This window comes from Kitasatospora sp. NPDC048540 (assembly GCF_040651175.1).
GTDB lineage: Bacteria > Actinomycetota > Actinomycetes > Streptomycetales > Streptomycetaceae > Kitasatospora.
This window is the reverse complement of record NZ_JBEZIR010000050.1, coordinates 35,159-54,414: the sequence shown is the minus strand read 5'-3', so window position 1 is coordinate 54,414 and position 19,256 is coordinate 35,159. Positions and strand designations below refer to the sequence as shown.

Sequence of the window (19,256 nt, the reverse complement as noted above, 5' to 3'; positions counted from 1 at the left end):
CTCGCCGCTGTCGTAGTGGGCGACGGCCCGCGCAGCGTCCCGCAACAGGCCGGGCAGTTGGGCGGCGACGCTCTTATAGCTGTCGGAGAAGTACATACCGGCGGCCGCTGCCGCCGGTGACGGATCAGGCGGACGCTGCCGCCGGTTCGCGGCCGTTGTCGGCGTCCTGGGCGGCCGCCTCGGCCAGGGCCGCCCGGTGCAGCAGCAGGCCCGCGACCAGACCGCCGGCGAGGACGGCGGCGGCGCCGATCAGTTGGCTGGCGCTGACCCCGTCCGCGAACGCGTCCCGGACCCGGGCCTGGAGCTCCGCCGTCGGGGCGGCGGCCAGCGCCTCGTGCAGGGAGCCGGCCGTGCCCGCGCCCAGGGCGGCGGGGAGCAGCGCGGCGAACCGGGAGTTGAGCACCGCACCGAGGACCGCGACGCCGAGGCCGCCGCCGAACTCGGTGATGGTGCCCTGGACGCCCGCCCCGACGCCGGCCTTCTCCGGCGGGATGGCGCCCATGATGGCGTTGGCCATGGCCGGCATCGCCAGGGCGATGCCGCAGCCCATCAGCAGCAGGCCGATCAGCATGCCGCCGTAGCCGTGGCCCCGGCCGCCCACCGTGGCGACCGCGCCGAGGCCGCCGGCCAGCAGGGTCATCCCGGCGGCGATGGTCCCGGCGGAGCCCAGCTTGGGGAGCACCTTCGCCCCGACGCCCAGCAGGTTGAGCGCCACGATGGTCAGGGCCAGCGGGGCCATCCGCAGACCGGCGGCCAGCGGGCTGTAGCCGAGCACCAGTTGCAGGTGCTGGGTCAGCAGGAAGAGCGAGCCCGCCATCCCGAACGCGACCAGGATGCCGCCGGCCACCGCGCCGTTGAAGCGCCGGTTGCGGAAGAAGCCCATGTCGAGCATCGGGAACGGCACGTGCAGCTCCCAGCGGACGAACCCGGCCAGCGCGAGCAGTCCGACCACGGCCGGTACCAGCACGCCGACCGAGGTCCAGCCGTGCTCGGGGCCGGAGATGATCGCGTAGACCACGCCGACCATGCCGATGGTGGAGAGCACGGCGCCGACCAGGTCCGGCCGCTTGCCCAGCGGGTTCTTGGTCTCCGGTACCAGCCTGGCGACCGCCAGCCCGCCGATCACCGCGACCGGCACGTTGATCAGGAAGATCGAGCCCCACCAGTAGTGCGCGAGCAGGACGCCGCCGAGCAGCGGGCCGCCGGCGAATCCGAGCGAACTGACGGCGCCCCACAGGCCGATCGCCTTCGGCAGTTCGTCGCCCTCGAAGACCTGCATGATCACTGCCAGTGTGGTGGTCATCAGCAGGGCCCCGCCGATGCCCATCCCGGCGCGGGCGGCGATCAGCTGGCCGGAGGACTGGCTGAACGCGGCGGCCAGCGAGCCGAGCCCGAACAGCACCAGACCGGTGATCAGCGCCCGCTTGCGGCCGTAGCGGTCGCTGAGGCTGCCCGCGGTGAGCAGCAGTCCGGACTGGACCAGCGCATAGGCGTTGATCATCCATTGGATGTCGGCGGTGCTGGCGCCGAGGTCCTCGGTGAGCGAGGGGATCGCGAGGTTCAGGATCGTGTTGTCCAGCAGGACGACGAGCTGAGCGAGGCAGATGACGCCGAGGATCACCCAGCGCCTCGGGTTGCGGGCCACGGCCGGGGCGGCCGCGCTCTGTGTGATGTGCAAGGGGCCCCCAAAGGACGAGTGCGAGGATGTGCTCTACAGCGTAGAGCACAGTTATACGTTGTACAAGTGAACTGCGCGACGGGCCGTCCGGCCACGCCGGATGCGGGGCGCGGGACGGCCCACGGGAGCCCGGTGACGGGCGGGCGACGGCCCTCCGGTCAGCCGGCCCACGAGGGCCGGGCGGAGGCCGGCGGTCCGCCGAACCCGGCCGGTCCGCTGTCCAGTTGGCCGCGCTCCACCGGGCCGGCGGCCAGTCGCGGCAACAGCAGGTCCCAGAACCCGGCGACCAGGTCCGGACCGAGCCACGCCGGGTCGAACCGGGCCAGCACCTCGGACCCGAGGACGACCGCGGCCACCGCGGCGGCGGCATCGGAGGGCGTCACGGCCGAGGTCAGCGAGCCGTCGAGGCGGGCCCGATCCACCAACCGCACGACACTCCGATGCCACTGCACCGGCAGACCGCTCCCGACCCCCCGGGCCGCATCACCGCCCAGCCGGAACCCGGCCCGCACCACGACGTCCTCCCGCAGCCGCTGCGTGAGCACGTGCGTGGCGTCCACCAGCACCTGGAGGGCGGAGATCCCGGGCCGCGCGGAGTCGTCGACCGCCGCCCGCACCCGGCCCACCGCCTCGGTCTCGACCGCGACGGCGAGCGCCTCCTTGCTCTCGAAGTGGAAGTGCAGGGCGCCGTTGCTGACACCGGCGCTGCGGCTGATCGCGGTCAACGAGGCCACCGCGAAGCCCTGCCGGTCGAAGGCCTCGGCCGCCGAGAGCACCAGCCGGCTGCGGGTGCGGACGGCACGTTCCTGTTTGGGCGTCAAGAGAGCTCCTGGCATGGGCCTTCGGGCGCGCGCACGGCGCCGTCAGGAGTCGGGGCGGCTCGGTGCGCCCCGCGCAGCGTGAGGGGAACCGGGCGGCGGCGCACCGCGGTACGGCCGCCCGGGGACAGCCCCGCACACACCTGAGCGGAGCAGCCGACCGGCGCCCCGGGCAGACCGCGGGGCCCGGCGGGCACCACGATACAAACCGCCGGACCCGCTTGCCAAGTCAAAGCAGACCGTTCGCCTTGTTTTTCGGCCACACCCCTCCCGACCGGACCCCACGACCCCGGGAGCAGGCACGAAAAACGTGCCGGGCGCCCCGTTCGGGAGGCCAGGCACGCGATCGTCAAGGGAGCCGGCAGCGCGACTCGGGGCGCGAGCCAGGGCGCGTTTGCAAAGTCGCGTCGGATGAGGCCGCGGCGTTGGGCGCCCGGCTGGGCGTGCGCCCGGATCGCCCTCGTACTGGGTCGTACTTGGGTGATTCGGGCGTGCGTTCAGCTGGGGGCACCGCCCGGCCGAAGGCTGGGGGAGGATGCACGGCGTCGCGGCCCCGGCGGACTTTGCAAACGCGCCCTAGGCGACGTCCGGGGCGGCTGCCTCCGCGGGCTGCGCCGCCACAGCCGCGGCGGCCACCTTCTCGATCCGCGCCTCGCTGACGTCGATCCAGGTGAGCATGGACGGCGCGACGATCGTGGGCAGGACGTGGTTCCACATCACCGAGATCCGCCGGCCGAGGTCCCGGCGGTCCGACATGACCCGCGAGACGGCCTGCAGACCGGTGAAGCAGCCCACGATGAAGTCGCCGGTCTCCTTGGGGTCGACGTGCGGGAGCACTTCGCCGCGCTCCTTGCCCTCGGCCAGCAGCCGCGCACAGATGTCGCCCCAGGCGCCGAACGGGTTGGCGTCCGAGAAGTCCACCGCGCCCTGATCCAGGGAGAGCCGGGTGCCGGCACGCAGGATCGGGTCGTGCACCAGGCCGTGGGCGACCAGCATGGTCAGGTCGACCAGCTCCTGCGCCTTGGAGCCCGACTCCGGGACCGCCACCTGCATGGTCTGCTCGGCCAGGACGCCCCGGGCGAGGTCCTCCTTGGAGGTGAAGTGGAAGTACATCGCCCCCTTGGTGACCGACGCCCGGGCCAGGATCTCGGCGACCGAGGCGGCCTCGAAGCCGTACTCGTCGAAGACCGACGCGGCCGCGCGCACGATCGCGTTCCGGGTGCGGACGGCCCGCTCCTGCCTCACTGCCATGGGGACTCTCCTGTCATACATCCGCCCCCTGAGGGCGATCCGGTCGGCCAGCCTAGTGACCTTCACATCCGGCTACCAAAAGAACCGGTTGGTATGTATCTTACTCGACAGGGGTGGAGCTGCCGCCCCCAAGACACTGACATTCATGGGGGATTCGTGTCTGTTGTAACGCTTCCGCGCGACATCATGCAGCCCACCGCGGTTCCCGCCCGGCGCGCCATACCGGGGAGCCGCCGCCCGGCGGCCGAGGGAAACCGCCTGACCAGCACTGTTCCCAGGGAACTGGTGCACCGGGCGGCCGTGGCCGAGGTCTTCCTGACCGGCTGGAGCCGCACCGCCGACAACCGGTTCGCGCTGACCGGCCAGTGGCCGCGGGCGCACAGCTACTTCACCCCGGTCAGCCGGCACTACGACCCGCTGCTCACGGCCGAAACAGTCCGACAGGTCGGTACTCTGCTCGCGCACGCCGAGTTCGGCGTCCCGCTGGGCGCCCAGTTCCTGATGTGGGGCCTGCACCACAGCGTCCGGCCCGGCCGGGCCGCGGTCGGCGCCGCGCCCGCCGACCTCGAACTGGACGTGATCTGCTCCGACATCCGGCGCCGGGGCAGCCGCCTGGTGGGCATGCGCTACGAGGTCACCTTCTACTCCGGCGGCCAGGTCATCGCCTCCGGCGGCGCCGCCTTCGACTGCACCAGCCCGGAGGTCTACCGGCGGGTGCGCGGCGAGCGCCGCACCGCCACGGCCCTGCGCCCGCTGCCGGCCGCCCTCGCGCCCGCCGTGGTCGGCAGGTTCCTGGAGAGCGACGTGGTCCTCTCCCCCACCGCCGAGCCGCTGCGCTGGCAGCTGTGCGCCGATGACCAGCACCCCATCCTGTTCGACCACCCGGTGGACCACGTCCCGGGCATGGTGCTGATCGAGGCGGCCCGCCAGGCCGCCCAGGCCATCGACCCTGCAGAACCGTTTCTGCCGGTCCGGATGAAGAGCGAGTTCCACCGCTACTGCGAACTCGACCGCCCGTGCTGGATCGACGCCGAGCCGCTGGCCCCGAACGGGTCCGGCGAACGCGCGGTCCGGGTCACCGGACTCCAGGACGGCGCCCTGGTCTTCAGCTGCGTCCTCGGCGCCCCCGGCACGCCCGGAACCGGCACCCCCGGCTCCACCCGGTGACGCCCGCCCACGGCACCGCCCCCCGGATCCTGATCACCGGCGCCGGCGGCTTCATCGGACGGCACGTCGCCGCCGCCGCCCGCACCGTCCCCGGCGTCCGGCTGACCCTGATGCAGCATCAATCCTCGCTCAGTACGGCACACTCCGGCGCCGCGCACGTCCGCGCCGACCTCACCGATCCGGCCACCCTGGACGGCATCTGCGACGGCATCGACATCGTGCTGCACTGCGCCGCCCGGATCGCCGGGCCCGCCGAGGCGGTCGAGGCCGTCAACGAGCACGGCACCCGCGCCCTGGTCGAGGCGGCGCAGCGGCACGGCGTGCGCCGCCTCGTCCAGGTCAGCACGGCGTCCGTGTACGGCCGCGGCACCTTCCGCGACGCCGGGCCCGAGAGCCTGGCTGTCGCGCCGGGATCTCCCGCCAGCCGCAGCCGCGCCGCCGCCGAACGGATCGTCCTCGACGCCGGTGGCACGGTCCTGCGCCCGCACCTGGTGTTCGGTACGGGGGACCGCTGGGTGGTCCCCGGGCTGGCCCGGCTCCACGGGCGGCTGGCCGCGTCCGTCGACGGCTGGCGGGCCCGGATGTCGGTGGTCGACGTGTCCGACCTCGCCCGGGTCGCGGTCGCCGCCGCCACCGCGCCGGCCGGGCTCCCGGGCGCCTGGCACGCCAACCACCCCGTCCCGGTGACCTGCGCCGAGCTGTTCGACGCCCTGGTCCGGACCGTCGGCCTGCCGCCGGCCGCCGAGGACATCCCGGCCGCCGAGGCCCGCAGACGGCTCGCGGAGGAGCCCGTCCTCCTGCACCACCTCGCCATGCTCTCCACCGACCACTGGTTCGCCAGTGACCGCCTGTGGCGGGAGTCCGGCTGCCCGGAAGGTACCGGGCTCGCCGACTCCCTGGCCCGCCACGCCCCGTGGTACCGCGAACAGCTCGGGCTCACCCGGGCGGACGGACACCCGTCGACGACCTCGCAGTAGCCGCCCCCGCCCGGCTTTCCCGGGCCGACGCGCCAAGGCCCCGGTGTGCACCCACCGGGGCCTTTCGCTGTCCGCCGAGCCCCGCGCACGGCCGGTCGAACCGCACACCGAACAGAGCGAAGCGAACAGACAGAACAGATGGACCACCCGCCGATGCACCCGCACTCCCCTGCCGCACCCGCGATACCCGCCGTACCCGCTCCCGCCGGCGCCCCCGAGCTCACCGACGCGCCGCAGCTCGCACCGCCCGCCGCCCAGTGGCTGTCGACCACCACGGGCCGGCTCAGCCGCGACGGACACTCCTGGATGCAGGCCGTGCACTGGGCCCTGGAGACCCGCCTGCACCCGCGCCTCGGCGCCACGACGCTCCGACTGGCGCTCCTGTTGAGGGATCTGACGCCGTGTAGGCCCGGCGTCGCCTATCTGATGCGCCGTCTCGCCCTGGGCGAGCGCATGGTCCAGTACCACCTGGCGGCGCTGCGCGAGTGCGGCCTGCTCGCCTACCTGGTCAAGGGCGGCCGGATCCGTGGACTGGGCTGCCGGGCCTCGGAGTTCGCCCGCTGCATCCCGCTCGCCTTCGACCGTGCCCTGGGCCTGCGGACCCTCGGTTCGGGGCCCCACCGCCGCCTGGTCGGCATCGCCGAGCACGGCCGCCGGCGGATCGCCGCGCTGTCCCGCAAGGCGGCCCGTACCCGGCGCCGTGGGCGGCCGGCCGGACGCCGTCATTGCACCCCAATGCGGGTGGGTACTTCTCATACGATCTCTGCGGACCGTACTACTCACCCCTCCGAGGGGAATCGGGTGACCACGGCGGAAGGTTCGACGGCGCACCCGGAGGCCGGCCACCGGCCGAACACCGTCCGCCGCCGCTTCGCGCTGGCCGCCGAGCTGGTCCGGATCGTGCCGTGGCTGCACCGCGCCCCGGTCGCCAGGGTGGCCTGGCTCGCCCGGTCCGCCGCGGACGCGGGCTGGAGTGCGGACGAGGTACGGGCCTGGCTGAACCTCAGGGACGCGCCCCGGGACATCCGGCGCCCGGCCGCCCTGCTCGCGTACCGGCTGCGCGGCGCGACGGAGATCTGGGCAACGCCGCGTCAGCGTGCCGCCGCGCTGGAGGCGGACCGCGACAGCGCGCGTTCCGCGGCGGCCCGCCACCGCACGTACGACTACCACGGCGGCCCGGGTGACGAGGGCCCGTCGCCGGCGGTCCGGGCGCTCCTCGCCGAGGGCATCCGGCAGGGGCTGGCGGCCCTGCGCGCCCGCGAGCAGGAGTACGCGGCGCGGGTGGTGCCCGGGCACCGCGACCGCCCCCGGCGCAGGCCGGTGCTGCGCGAACCGGAGGCGGTGTTCGCCGCCGCGGCGCCGGTGGCCGCGCAGGTCCCGCCCATCGAGGTCTACCGCCGGCTGGCGGCCGGGCGGCGCCCGGGGCCGCGCCGTGGCTGACCGGACCGCCGGCCCGCCGGCCCGGCCGCACGGGGACCGCCTGGCCCGGCACCTGATGCCGTGTCGGGTGCCGGAGCCCGTCCGGCGGACCTTGCCGGGCGCGCGGCGCCGGATCACCCCGTCCGGACGCACACCCGAATCGCCCGAGCACGTCCAGTACGAGGCCGACTCGGGCGCACGCCCGGACGGGCACCCGACGCCGCGCGCCGATCCGACGAGATCTGCCGGACGGGTTCTAGAGGATCGTGAATCCGCCGTCGACGGCCAGCGTGGCGCCCGTGACGTAGGAGGCGCGCTCACTGCACAGCCAGGCGGCCGCCTCGGCGATCTCCTCGGGTTCGGCGGTCCGTGGCTGCGGTGTGGCCCGGTGCAGCATCTCCTCGGCGCCCGGGTTCTGTGCGAACCAGTCGGCCACCATCTCGCTGCGGGTCGTCCCGGGCGCGATCGCGTTGACCCGGATGCCCTGGCCGCCGTACTCCGCGGCGGCGGCCTTGGTCAGGCCGATCACGGCGTGCTTGGACACCACGTACGGCGCGGCGACCGGGGTGGCGACCAGGCCGCCGGTGCTGCTGGTGTTGACGATCGCCCCGCCGGTGCCGCCCGCCAGCATCGCGGCGATCTCCGGGCGCAGGCAGTTGAACACCCCGCGGACGTTGGTGTCCATGATCTCGTCGTAGACCTGGTCGTCCATCAGGTGCAGCGGTGTCCGGCCGACGCCGTAGCCCGCGTTGTTGAACGCCGCGTCGAGCCGCCCGAAGCGTTCCACCGCGAACTCCACCGCGTGCACCGCGTCCTGGGAGCGCGTCACGTCGGCCGTCACGTACTCGGCGCGGGCGCCCTGCGCGCGCAGCTCGTCCACCAGGGCGGCGAGCCGCTCCTCACGGCGGGCGGTGAGCACCACCGCCGCGCCCTCGCGTGCGAAGACCCGGGCCGCGGCGGCGCCGATGCCGCTGCTCGCACCCGTGATCAGTACCGTCCTGCCGGACAGGAATCCGTGTTCATCAGCCATTCCCCGAGTCTTTCATCCGTTGATCACATCCATGGGCGCAGGTCCGCACCGGCGCCGGGCCGGGGACCACTGGCGTTCCGGCCCGAGGCCAGCTCCCCGGGGCCAACTCACCCATCCCGTAACCGCCTTGCGGACCGCTCGCACCGACTACCCCTGAACGGTGGCACCATGCGCATCTCCCTCATCCAGCTCGACGTCGACCCCGCCGAGTCCCTCCCCGACCGGCGCCGACGCGTCGCGGACCTGGTCCGCGGCCTGCCCGACTCCGACCTCGTCGTCCTGCCCGAACTCTGGACGGTCGGCGCGTTCTCCTTCGACGACTTCGCCGCGAGCGCCGAGCCGCTCGACGGTCCGACCCTCCGGATGCTGGCCGCCGCCGCGGCCGACGCCGGCAGCCGGGTCCATGCCGGGTCGATCGTGGAACGCGACGACCGGGGCCGGCTCCACAACACCTCACTGCTGCTGGGGCCGGACGGGCAGTTGCAGCGCACCTACCGCAAGATCCACCGGTTCGGCTTCGACAGCGGCGAGGCGGTGCTGATGGAGGCGGGCAGCGAGATCGTCACCGCGCCCGCCGGGCCGACCACGCTCGGCCTGGCCACCTGCTACGACCTGCGCTTCCCCGAGCAGTTCCGGCTCCTGGTCGACGCGGGCGCCGAACTCCTGGTGCTGTGCGCGGGCTGGCCCGCGGCCCGGCTCGGCCACTGGTCGGTGCTGGCCCGGGCCCGCGCCGTCGAGTCGCAGGCGTACGTCCTCGCCTGCGGGACGGCCGGTACCCACGCCGGGGTGGAGATGGCGGGGCACAGCCTGGTGGTCGACCCGCGGGGTGAGGTGGTGGCGGAGGCGGGGGCCGCCGAGCAGGTCCTCACCGTGGACATCGACCCCGCCCTGGTCCGGACCGTCCGGGCGGACTTCCCCGCCCTTCGCGACCGCGTCCTCGCACTGCCCCTGCCCGCACCCCTGCCGACGGCCTGAGGCCGCGGGGTCCCGGGCCGCGGGGTCCCGGACCCGGCCCGCCGGTCCGGTCGCGTGTCCGTGGGACGGACGGGCACGCGACCGGACGGGCCGGCCGGCGGCGTCACAGCGGATCGATGTCCGAGGTGTCGCCGTCGACGCGGATCCACCGGGTGATCCCGAGGTCCCGCAGGAAGGAGACGTCGTGGCTGACCACGATGAGCGCCCCCTGGTAGGCCCGGAGCGCCTGCGTCAGCTGGCGGATGCTGGCGAGGTCCAGGTTGTTGGTGGGCTCGTCCAGCAGGAGCAGCTGCGGCGGCGGCTCGGCGAGCAGCAGCGCGGCGAGCGTCGCCCGGAACCGTTCCCCGCCGGAGAGCGTGCCGACCTCCTGGTCGGCCCGCCGGCCCCGGAACAGGAAGCGGGCCAGCCGGGCCCGGATGGCGTTGTCGGTGGCCTCGGGGGCGAACCTGCCGACGTTCTGGGCCACCGTCAGCCGCTCGTCGAGCAGGTCGAGGCGCTGCGGCAGGTAGCGCATCGGGACGCCGACCTTGACCTCCCCCGCGACGGCGGGCAGTTCGCCGGTGATGGTCCGCAGCAGCGTGCTCTTGCCCGCGCCGTTGCGGCCCACCAGGGCGATCCGTTCGGCTCCGCGCACCTCCAGGTGGGCGCGGGTGCCGTAGCGGAGCTCCACCTCGGAGAGCGTGAGCACGGTCTTCCCGGCCGGGACCGAGGTCTCCGGCAGGTCGACCCGGATCTCGCGGTCGTCGCGCACCGCCTCCTCGGCCTCGGTCAGCCGGTCCTTGGCGTCCTCGAGGCGCTCCAGGTGCATGTTGCGGTGCTTGCCGGCGGCCACCTGCGCCTGCCGCTTGCGTTCCTTCATCACCACCTTGGGCTCACGCTTGGTCTCGTACATCTTGTTGCCGTAGCGCACCCGCCGGTCCAACTTGATCCGGGCGTCGGCCAGTTCGCGCTTCTGCCGGCGGACGTCGGACTCGGCCACCCGCACCATCCGCTCGGCCGCCTCCTGTTCCACCGCGAGGACCCGCTCGTACTCGGCGAAGTTGCCGCCGAACCAGCGCACCTCGCCGTCCCGCAGGTCCGCGATCTGGTCCACCAGGTCGAGCAGTTCGCGGTCGTGACTGACGATCACCATCGATCCCTTCCAGGCGGCGACCGCGTCGTAGAGCCTGCGGCGGGCCTCCAGGTCGAGGTTGTTGGTCGGCTCGTCGAGGAACAGCACGTCGGGGCGGCGCAGGAACTGCGCGGCGAGGCACAGCAGGACCGACTCCCCGCCGGAGAGTTCGCCGATCCGGCGCTCCAGCGGTACGTGGGTGAGCCCGAGGCGGTCGAGGGTCGCCCGCGCGCGCTCCTCCACGTCCCAGTCGTCGCCGACCACGGTGAAGAGTTCCTCACGGGTGTCGCCGGCCTCGATCGCGTTCAGTGCGCGGCGGATCCCGGCGATGCCGAGCTGCTCCTCGACCCGGACCTCGGCGTCGAGGACGACGGTCTGCGGGAGGTAGCCCAGCTCGCCGGTGACCTTGACCGAGCCGCTCGCCGGGGTGAGTTCCCCGGCCATCAGCCGCAGCAGGGTGGACTTCCCGGAGCCGTTCACCCCGATCAGGCCGGTCCGGCCGGACCCGACGACCAGGGAGAAGTCGTCGAGGACGGGGGTTCCGTCCGGCCAGGCGAAGGTGAGCTCGGAGCAGACGACGGAAGTGTTGGCCATGGACATGGAGCCTCCTGAGGAGTCATGGGCCCCGGCACGGCGGGGCGGCGATCACGGAGCGACATCGCCGGCCCCCGGTGGTTCCACGGGGAGCGGCTGTCGTACGGCGGGCCCTGACGGCCCGTCGGCGGGAGCGCGGCACGCACCACGGGGGGTGCGGCGTGACATGACCTCAGAAGAGCAACGGCCTTCTCCAATGAACGGCGGCAGTTCTTCTACAGCGTATACCTATCTCCCCGGATCCGCTCCCCCGATTTCCGGCTCCGCCCGGATCCACCGCCGCAACCCGCCCCGCGCGGCGCCGGGAACGGGCCCCGGTCACCGACTCGACCTGCGCGGACGCGAATCGGCGCGGGCAGCACCGAAGCTGCCCGCGCCGACCGTGTCCGCCCGGGGACCACCGTCCGGAATGCCGTCCGGCTACGGCTGCGCCGCCCGGCCCGCGAACTCCAGGGCGGTGACCGAAGGACGGTAGGCGGACAGCGGCGGGACCCTCAGCACGAACGGCAGCAGGGCGCCGACCGCCCCTCGCCCGCCGGCCGGCCGGACGTCCCGCACCACGGCCACCGCCGCACTGGCGGTACGGAGCTTCGCCCGCTCGTCCGCGTCCATCGCCCACGGCATCGGGGGCGCCTGGTAGCTGCCGGTCCGCAGCCGGCCGCGGACCGACAGCGCGCCGAACCACCGCGGCACCGCGTCGAGCAGGAAGGTCGCGCCGGGGAAGGCCTCCGCGCAGCCCGCGATCAGGGCCTTCACCTGCGGCGGCCGGAGGTACATGAGCAGGCCCTGGGCGGTGATCAGCACCTCACGGCTGCGGTCCACCTCCTCGGCCCACCGCAGGTCGGTGGCGTCGGCGGCGAGGTAGCGCTGGCGCGGGCCGGGCGGCAGCAGCCGCTCGCGCAGTTCCACCGCCTCGGGCAGGTCCACGGTCAGCCAGTGGGCGCGGCCGTTGTCGACCCGCCAGTACTGGGTCTCCAGCCCCTCCCCCAGGCAGACCACCGTGCCGCGCGGCTCCCGGGCCAGGAAGTCCAGCACCTCACGGTCGAAGCAGGACGCCCGCAGCGCCTGCAGCTGGGCCTGGACGGCGCTGGTGCCGAACCGCTCGGCGAACGGGTAGTCGATCCGGTCGACCAGTTCGACGGCCTTCGGGTCGTGCAGGATCCGGTCGGGCCGCCGGGCCTCGACGGCACGCTGGTAGAGGGTCCACAGCGCGGTCCGTGGCACGTCCGCCAGGTCGGCCTTGACCTTTGTCGGCTGATCGTCCGTCATGTCCCCGCTCCTCCACCCGTCCGGTACCCCGGCATTCTGACATCCGCGCGGGCGCCCGGCCGTGCACCGCCCGGGCGCGGCGTCCGCGGTCGGGCCGGGTCAGCCCACGCTGAAGGCGCCGTCGGGCGGCGGCGGCGAGTCCTCGGCGTGGGCGTCGGTGACCGGGCGGGCGCCCCGGGCGAGCCCGGCGAGCTCGTCCGCGTCGGCGAGCCTGGCGGGGAACGGGTCGGCGGCCACCCGGCGGCTCAGCTCCCGGACCGGCAGCTCGCCGGTGGAGCCGGCCAGCAGGATGTTGCCGTAGCGGCGCCCGCGCAGGACGGCCGGCTCGGCGATCAGGCAGGTCGACGGGAAGACCCGGCGCAGGGTCGCGGCCTGCGCCCGGGCGAAGGCCAGCGGCGGGCCGTCGGCGAGGTTGGCCACGTAGCAGCCGCCGGGGCGCAGAGCGGCGGCGGCCAGCTCCAGGAACTCTACGGTGGTCAGGTGGGCCGGGGTGCGGGAGCCGTGGAAGACGTCGGCGACCAGCAGGTCCGCGGCGGCCGCGGGTGCCTCGGCGAGGGCGGCCCGGGCGTCGCCGACGGTGACCTCGATGCCGTCCGGCCAGGGCAGCAGGTCGGCGACGAAGCGCACCAGCGGCCCGTCCACCTCGACCACCCGCTGGCGGGAGCCGGGCCGGGTCGCGGCGAGGTAGCGGGGCAGGGTGAGGGCGCCGCCGCCCAGGTGCAGGGCGGTCAGCGGCCGGCCCGCCGGGGCGATGGCGTCGGCGAGGTGGGCGAGGCGGCGGACGTACTCGAACTCCAGGTGGGTCGGGTCCGCCAGGTCGACGTAGGACTGCGGGGTGCCGTCGAGGGTGAGCAGCCAGCCGCCGTCCCGGTCGAGGTCGGGCATGAGTTTGGCGGTGCCGAGGCCGACCGCCCGTTCGACCGGGCGGGGTTCGGGCGCGGAGGCGCTCACGCGGTGGTCGCCGGGGCTCGGCGGGGCAGGTCACGGCGGGTCCCCGCGGCGGCTGGTCTCGGCATGACGGCAGCATAGGCCCCGGTGGCCCGGCCGGCGCCACGCACCGGGCTACCGACCGGTATGGTCGTGCTCGCAGGGCAGCTGGTCCCCCGTCACGGCAGGTCGAGGCAGAGATTATGGGTGCGGCAGACGTGGAGTTCCGAGAAGACATCCTGGGTACCCCGTACGAGGCGGCCGAGCTGCCGCTGACCGCCGACGAGGAGGGGCCGGTCACGGCGACCCTGGTCCGGCGGCCGGTGCCCGGTGCCACCCGCGCGGTGCTCTACCTGCACGGGTACACCGACTACTTCTTCCAGACCAACCTCGCCGACCACTTCGTCTCGTCTGGGTTCTCGTTCTACGCCCTGGACCTGCGCAAGTACGGCCGCTCGCTGCGGCCGCACCAGTCCCCGAACTTCGTCCGCGACCTGACCGCGTACGACGAGGAGCTGGACGAGGCGGTCCGGATCATCCGCGAGCAGGACGGCCACACCCGGCTGCTGGTCAACGGCCACTCCACCGGTGGTCTGGCGGCCGCCCTGTGGGCCTCCCGGCGGGCCGGGCGCGGCCTGGTCGACGGGCTGTTCCTGAACAGTCCGTTCCTGTCGATGCCGGCCGCGCCCGCGGTCCGCACCCTGGGCGCCCCCGCCCTCGAGGCGCTCGGCCGGTTCGCCGCCACCCGCAAGCTGCCGGCCCCGCTCAACCCGCACTACGTGCACAGCCTGCACCGCGACCACCGCGGCAGCTGGGACTTCGACCTCACCCTCAAGCCCGCCGAGGGCTTCCCGCTGTACGCGGGCTGGCTGGCCGCCATCCAGCGCGGCCACCGCCAGGTCCGGCAGGGGCTGCAGATCGACTGCCCGGTGCTGCTGATGGCCTCGACCGCGTCGACCGTGACCAACAAGTGGGACCCGGCGCTGCTGCACACCGACGCCGTGCTGCGCGCCGACGACATCGCCGCCCTGGCGCCGCGGCTCGGCCGCCACGTCACCACCGTGCGGATCGAGGGCGGCATGCACGACCTGGTGCTGTCCGCGCCGCCCGTCCGGGAGCAGGTCTTCGCCGAGCTGGACCGCTGGCTCGACGCGTACTTCCCGGCCGCGCAGGGCTGAGCCGCCCTCGCCGTCGCACGTGTTCAGACGTCGCGGCGCGCGTCCAGGACCGGGCGCAGCAGCGTGAGCGGCTCGGTCCAGTCGAAGGTGCGGCCGGCGGTCTCCTTGCCGGTGACCGGCGGCTGGGTCCCGATCAGCACGCCCATCGAGCGCAGGGTGTCCAGGTTGGCCCGGTAGGCCGGGTGGGCGGCCTGGGCGGTGTTCAGGCAGGGCTGGACGGCGACGGGCGTGCCGAGGCCGGGAGCCTCGCAGAGGATGCCGAGGGCGAGGGTGTCGGAGATGCCCGCGGCCCACTTGTTGACGGTGTTGAAGGTGGCCGGGGCGAGGGCGACGGCGTCGGCGGGCGGCAGCGGTCTGGGGTCCCCGGGCCGCCGCCAGGCCGAGCGGACCGGGTGGCCGGTGAGCTCCTGGACGGCCTGCGGGTCGATGAAGGCGAGCGCCGGCGGCGTGGCGACCACCCCGACCTGCCAGCCCTCCCGCTGTGCGGCGCCGATCAGGGTGCCGACGCCCTCGGCCACCCCGGCCGCGCAGACCACCACGTACAGGAAGGGTGCCCGGCCGCCGGTCATGCGCGTCCCCGGGCGGACCGCCACTCGTCGGCGAGCAGGCCGAAGTACACCTCGTCGATGAACTCGCCGTACACCCAGGCGGAGGCGCGCAGCGTGCCCTCCTCGGCGAAGCCGGCGCTGCGGGCGGCGCCCCGCATGGCGGCGTTGTCGGCCAGCGTCTCGATGGCCAGCCGGTGCAGGCCGCGCACGGCGAAGCCGTACTCGCACAGCACCCGGACGACGTCGGTGCCCAGGCCCCGGCCGCGGAAGGCGGGGCGCAGTGACAGGCCGAGGTGGCCGACCCGGTTGTGCAGGTCGATGCCCCAGAGGTTGGCCTCGCCGGCGAGCTCGCCGGTGGCGGCCTCGACCACGGAGAACGCCGCGGAGGTGTCGGCCGGTGCCGCCGGGGTGAACGGTGAGTACGGGCCGGCCGCGACCGGCCGCCAGGGCTTCGCGCTGTCGCGGCAGCGGTTCAGCACGTCGTCGTAGAGGTCGCCGTGCAGGATCGGGACGTCGGCCTCGGTGCGGGCCCGGAGGGTGACCTTCTCGCCTTGCATCATGCGGCCAGTGGTACCGAAGGCCACGGCACGACCGCAAGCGAATTGCCGGCCCCGGCCGGATCAGCCCTGGTCGGGTCCGGATCAGCCCTGGTCGGGGCCGGGCGGGCCGCCGCCGCGCCGGCGGGTGCCGGCGGTGCCGCGCAGCACGGAGACCACCCCGAGGGCGGCCGCGCTCAGCGGTACCGCCAGCAGGGCGCCGATGATGCCGGCGACGCCGGAGCCGGCCACCACTGCGATCATGATGGTGGCCGGGTGGAGTTCGACGGTGCGGCTCTGGATGACGGGCTGGAGGATGTTCCCCTCGATCGCCTGGACCGCGAGCACCACGCCGAGCACCCACAGTGCGGTGCCGAGGCCCTCGTCGGCCAGGGCGACCAGGACGGCGGCGGAGCCGGACAGAAAGGCCCCGATGAACGGGATGTAGGCGCCGAGGAAGACCAGGGCGCCGAGGCCGGCCGCGCCGGGGACCCCGAGGGCCACCAGGCCGATGGTGATGAAGGTGGCGTCGATCAGCGCGATCAGGGTGGTGCCGCGCATGAATCCGGCCATCGCGTCGAAGGCCTGCCGGCCGCAGGCGATGACCTTCTCGGCGGCCTCGCCGGGCAGGTAGGAGCGGACCAGGTCGGGGCTGCGGTGGCCGTCGCGCAGGAAGAAGAAGACCAGTGCCAGGCCGAGGACACCGCCGGTGGCGACCTGGGTGGCCAGGCCGAGGCCGGAGACCACGCCGTCGGCGAGCGAGCTGACCAGTCGGCTGCCGGAGCCGGAGGCCTGCTGGAGGGCGTGCTGGATCTTGTCGCCGAACGGGCCGAGCCAGGAGGCGATCCGCGCGCCCGCGTCCTGCAGCGCGGTGGCGATCTGCGGGGCGCTGTGCACCAGCGAGTTGACCAGCAGGGCGAGCACGCCGAGGACGCCCAGCACCAGCACCACGCAGGTCAGGCCGGCGGCCGCGGCCCGGCCGAGGCCGTGGCGCACCAGCCAGGGCACCGCGGGGTAGAGCAGGGCGGTGGCCAGCAGGGCGAGCAGCAGCGGGACGGTGGCGGCGCGCAGCGCGACGAAGGCGTAGACCACCAGGGCGGCCACGGCGATGAACAGGATCACCGCGGCCGACCAGGCGGCGGTGGCCCGGACCGCGGGCGGCAGCCAGCGGTACGGGCGGCGGTCGTCCTGGGCCGGGCCGCCCGCCGGGGTGGGGGGCGGGGGCTCCGCCGACATGGGCACCTCCGCGTTGGCCGGCCAGTCCCGATCGACCGATCTCAGCAGATGATCAGCCGATCCGCCCGAATTGACCCGTTCCGTGGCGCGTCCGGTGCGATCGGGTGGCGCCCCTCGGACGGGGGCCGGTCAGGCGGGTGGCGGCAGCGGCTGCTCGGTCCAGACGGTCTTGCCGTCGGCGGTGTACCGGGTGCCCCAGCTGCGGGCCAGCTGGGCGGCGATGAACAGGCCGCGGCCGCCCTCGTCGATGGTCCTGGCGTGCCGCAGCCGGGGTGCGGTCGCCCCGGCGTCGTGGACCTCGCAGCTGAGCGCCCGGTCCTTGATCAGCCGCAGCGACAGCGGCGGCTCGCCGTACCGGACGGCGTTGGTGACCAGCTCGCTGACGATCAGCTCGGCGGCGTACCCGGTCTCCTCGTCCACACCCCAGCGGGCGAGCCGGTCACGGGCGTGGGCCCGGGCGATGGCGGGGGCCGTGCGGTCGGCGGGCAGCAGCCAGTCGGCGACCAGTCCCGGGTCGACGGCGTGGGTCCGGGCGAGCAGCAGGATCGCGTCACCGGCCGGGGCGGCGCCCTGCCCGGGGCCGCCCAGCAGGCCGTAGAGCGCCCGGTCGCATTGGTCCTGGAGCGGGGCCGCCGGGTCGTCGAGGACGCGGCACAGCGCCCCGGGACCGGCGGCTGCCGGGCCGGCCGCCAGCAGGGCCGGGGTGTAGAGGGCGAGGACGCTGCCGTCGGCCAGGGTGACGACGGCGATCGGGAAGGGTTCCTCGTCGGTGCTCCCCAGCGACGGCCAGCCGCTCACCTCGGTGACCGTCGTCGTGCCGTCCGGGGAGACCAGCACCGGCGCCGGCTGCCCGGCGCTGGCGATGGTGCAGTTGCGGGTGACCGGGTCGTAGACGGCGTACACGCAGGTGGCGGAGAGCGGCTCGCGGTGCAGCGGGTCGCCGGACGGCAGGCCGGCCCGTTCGGCGGCCAGGTGGACGGTGGTGTCGTTGAGGCGGGCGAGCAGTTCGTCGGGTTCCAGGTCCTGGGCGGCCAGGGTGTGGATGACGGTGCGCAGCTCCCCCATGGTGGTGGCGGTGTGGATGCCGCTGCCGGAGACGTTCCCGACCACGAGAGCGGTCCGGGCGCCGGGCAGCGCGATGGTGTCGAACCAGCCTCCGCCGCCCCCGCCGGGCACGTGCAGGTGGGCCGACTCGACGGTGGCCCGCTCGGTGGAGTCGGTGGGCAGCAGGCGCCGCTGCAGGGTGGCGGCGATGGTGTGCTCGCGGGCGAAGCGGCGGGCGTTGTCGATGCACAGCGCGGTGTGCGCGGCCAGGTCCAGGGCGAGGTCGACGTCCTGCTGCTCGAACGGAGGGAGCTCGGCCCGGTAGAGGCTGAGCAGCCCGAGGACGGTGCCGCGCAGCACCAGCGGCGCCGAGATGAGGCTGTGGGCGCCGGACGCCCGGATCGCCTCGGCCCGGCGCGGGTCGATGGCCAGCCAGGGCGTGTCGGGGCCGAGCGAGGTCAGCCGGGGCCGCAGGTCGGCCACGCTCTGCGCGTACGGGGTCGGCCAGGGCAGGGTGCGGACGTCTCCGACCGGGTAGGCGGGGGCGTCGGTGATGCCGGCCCGGACCTGGTAGGCGGCGCGGCGCAGCGGTACGTCCTGGCCGAGCGGGCCGAGCGGGGGCTCGTCGCCGCGGACCACGGCGTCCACCACCTCGACCACGGCGAGGTCGGCGAAGCCCGGCACCAGGGCGTCGGCCAGCTCCTGGCAGGTGATCACGGTGTCCAGGGTCCGGCCGACCCGTTCGCGGACCCGGTCGAGAGTCCGGACCCGGGTCCGGGAGGCCTCGCGTTCGGTGACGTCCACGGCGGTCACCGCCGCGCCCAGCACCTCGCCGTCCGGTCCCTCCAGGCGGAACGCGGAGACGTCCGCCGACCGGATCCGCTCGGGGTCGGACTCGGGCCGGACGCGGACCAGGAGCCCCTGCACCGGCTGGCCGTCGGCCAGCACGCTGCGCAGCATCCGCTCCAGGGCACGGGCGTCCTCGACGTCGTACGCGTCGATGAGCAGGCGGCCGATCATCCGCTCCTCGGGGACGCCGCGCAGGTTGCGGGTGGCGGTGTTGACCCGGACGATCCGCAGGTCGGTGTCGAGGAGGTGCAGCCCGACCGGGGAGCGGGTGAACAGCGCGTCCAGCAGCGCCTCGCGCAGTCCGTCCCCGGCGGTGGTGCCCTCGGGGATCCGGCTGACGGCCCAGGCCAGGCCGCCGCCGGGGGCCGGCGTCGGCCGTACCCGCAGGTCGACGGCGACGTGGTGGCCGTCGCGGTGCCGGAGCACCGCCCTGGCCGGTCGCCCCTGCCCGTCGGCGGCGGAGGGCGGCTCCGCCGCCAGCACGGTGGCTGGCCGGCCCAGCACCTCGCCCGCCGGGTACCCCAGCAGCTCCTCCGCCCGCCGGCTCCACCGGGCCAGCGTGCCGACGGCGTCCACGACCATCAGCGGATCATCATGTGCCACGTCACCACCTCTACCACCAAGCTTGCCCGACCCACCGCCGGCCCCG

16 protein-coding genes are annotated in these 19,256 nt (G+C 74.7%); 5 read left to right on the top strand and 11 right to left on the bottom strand.

What is annotated here, in order from left to right; all coding sequences use genetic code 11:
- Nucleotides 1-124: 124 nt before the first annotated feature.
- From AB0D08_RS20735 to AB0D08_RS20725, 3 genes are all read right to left on the bottom strand, one after another.
- Nucleotides 125-1,672: an MFS transporter gene (locus AB0D08_RS20735; RefSeq protein ID WP_359890498.1), complete on the bottom strand. Its 1,548-nt coding sequence runs from the start codon at nucleotides 1,670-1,672 to the stop codon at nucleotides 125-127.
- A 164-nt stretch (nucleotides 1,673-1,836) separates the two neighbouring features.
- On the bottom strand, nucleotides 1,837-2,499 hold the full coding sequence (locus tag AB0D08_RS20730) for a ScbR family autoregulator-binding transcription factor (RefSeq protein ID WP_051814096.1): 663 nt from the start codon (nucleotides 2,497-2,499) through the stop codon (nucleotides 1,837-1,839).
- A 573-nt stretch (nucleotides 2,500-3,072) separates the two neighbouring features.
- A complete protein-coding gene (locus tag AB0D08_RS20725) occupies nucleotides 3,073-3,747 on the bottom strand; it encodes a ScbR family autoregulator-binding transcription factor (RefSeq protein ID WP_359890495.1) in 675 nt (224 codons plus the stop codon).
- Between the two features lie 156 nt (nucleotides 3,748-3,903).
- On the opposite strand from AB0D08_RS20725, the gene AB0D08_RS20720 reads away from it, so the two are divergent.
- The 3 genes from AB0D08_RS20720 (at nucleotide 3,904) to AB0D08_RS20710 (ending at nucleotide 7,331) form a co-directional block, all read left to right on the top strand.
- Nucleotides 3,904-4,914: a ScbA/BarX family gamma-butyrolactone biosynthesis protein gene (locus tag AB0D08_RS20720; RefSeq protein WP_359890493.1), complete on the top strand. Its 1,011-nt coding sequence runs from the start codon at nucleotides 3,904-3,906 to the stop codon at nucleotides 4,912-4,914.
- On the top strand, nucleotides 4,911-5,891 hold the full coding sequence (locus tag AB0D08_RS20715) for an NAD-dependent epimerase/dehydratase family protein (RefSeq protein ID WP_359890490.1): 981 nt from the start codon (nucleotides 4,911-4,913) through the stop codon (nucleotides 5,889-5,891). Before AB0D08_RS20720 ends, AB0D08_RS20715 begins: the two co-directional genes overlap by 4 nt.
- Nucleotides 5,892-6,029: 138 nt before the next feature.
- Complete coding sequence (locus tag AB0D08_RS20710; RefSeq protein WP_359890487.1) at nucleotides 6,030-7,331, top strand: transcriptional regulator; 1,302 nt, start codon at nucleotides 6,030-6,032, stop codon at nucleotides 7,329-7,331.
- A 235-nt stretch (nucleotides 7,332-7,566) separates the two neighbouring features.
- On the opposite strand, the gene AB0D08_RS20705 is transcribed toward AB0D08_RS20710, so the two are convergent.
- Entirely contained in the window at nucleotides 7,567-8,340 is a 774-nt protein-coding gene (locus tag AB0D08_RS20705; protein WP_033817909.1) for a glucose 1-dehydrogenase, read from the bottom strand.
- Nucleotides 8,341-8,508: 168 nt separating this feature from the next.
- On the opposite strand from AB0D08_RS20705, the gene AB0D08_RS20700 reads away from it, so the two are divergent.
- The gene (locus tag AB0D08_RS20700) at nucleotides 8,509-9,315 is read left to right on the top strand and encodes a carbon-nitrogen family hydrolase (RefSeq protein ID WP_033817908.1); all 807 of its coding nucleotides are present in this window, start codon (nucleotides 8,509-8,511) and stop codon (nucleotides 9,313-9,315) included.
- A 103-nt stretch (nucleotides 9,316-9,418) separates the two neighbouring features.
- Here AB0D08_RS20700 and AB0D08_RS20695 read toward each other — a convergent pair whose 3' ends face one another.
- The 3 genes from AB0D08_RS20695 to AB0D08_RS20685 all read right to left on the bottom strand — a co-directional run bounded on the left by AB0D08_RS20695 (nucleotide 9,419) and on the right by AB0D08_RS20685 (nucleotide 13,174).
- Nucleotides 9,419-11,026 carry an ABC-F family ATP-binding cassette domain-containing protein gene (locus tag AB0D08_RS20695; RefSeq protein WP_359890483.1) on the bottom strand — a complete coding sequence of 536 codons (1,608 nt, stop codon included), beginning with the start codon at nucleotides 11,024-11,026 and terminating at the stop codon, nucleotides 9,419-9,421.
- Between the two features lie 414 nt (nucleotides 11,027-11,440).
- A complete protein-coding gene (locus AB0D08_RS20690; protein ID WP_359890481.1) occupies nucleotides 11,441-12,289 on the bottom strand; it encodes a class I SAM-dependent methyltransferase in 849 nt (282 codons plus the stop codon).
- A gap of 99 nt (nucleotides 12,290-12,388) precedes the next feature.
- Nucleotides 12,389-13,174, bottom strand: a complete 786-nt coding sequence (locus AB0D08_RS20685) for a fused MFS/spermidine synthase (RefSeq protein ID WP_051811595.1) — start codon at nucleotides 13,172-13,174, stop codon at nucleotides 12,389-12,391.
- 260 nt (nucleotides 13,175-13,434) lie between these two features.
- On the opposite strand from AB0D08_RS20685, the gene AB0D08_RS20680 reads away from it, so the two are divergent.
- A complete protein-coding gene (locus AB0D08_RS20680; protein ID WP_359890479.1) occupies nucleotides 13,435-14,394 on the top strand; it encodes an alpha/beta hydrolase in 960 nt (319 codons plus the stop codon).
- A gap of 23 nt (nucleotides 14,395-14,417) precedes the next feature.
- Here the strand turns inward: AB0D08_RS20680 and AB0D08_RS20675 are convergent, their stop codons facing one another.
- From AB0D08_RS20675 to AB0D08_RS20660, 4 genes are all read right to left on the bottom strand, one after another.
- On the bottom strand, nucleotides 14,418-14,963 hold the full coding sequence (locus tag AB0D08_RS20675; protein ID WP_033817922.1) for a flavoprotein: 546 nt from the start codon (nucleotides 14,961-14,963) through the stop codon (nucleotides 14,418-14,420).
- Nucleotides 14,960-15,502, bottom strand: coding sequence for a GNAT family protein (locus AB0D08_RS20670; protein WP_033817921.1), 543 nt, complete (start codon nucleotides 15,500-15,502; stop codon nucleotides 14,960-14,962). The genes AB0D08_RS20675 and AB0D08_RS20670 overlap by 4 nt, the downstream gene beginning before the upstream one ends.
- 81 nt (nucleotides 15,503-15,583) lie before the next feature.
- The gene (locus AB0D08_RS20665; RefSeq protein WP_063794262.1) at nucleotides 15,584-16,714 is read right to left on the bottom strand and encodes an AI-2E family transporter; all 1,131 of its coding nucleotides are present in this window, start codon (nucleotides 16,712-16,714) and stop codon (nucleotides 15,584-15,586) included.
- 129 nt (nucleotides 16,715-16,843) lie between these two features.
- The gene (locus AB0D08_RS20660) at nucleotides 16,844-19,210 is read right to left on the bottom strand and encodes a SpoIIE family protein phosphatase (RefSeq protein WP_359890475.1); all 2,367 of its coding nucleotides are present in this window, start codon (nucleotides 19,208-19,210) and stop codon (nucleotides 16,844-16,846) included.
- Between the last annotated feature and the right edge of the window lie 46 nt (nucleotides 19,211-19,256).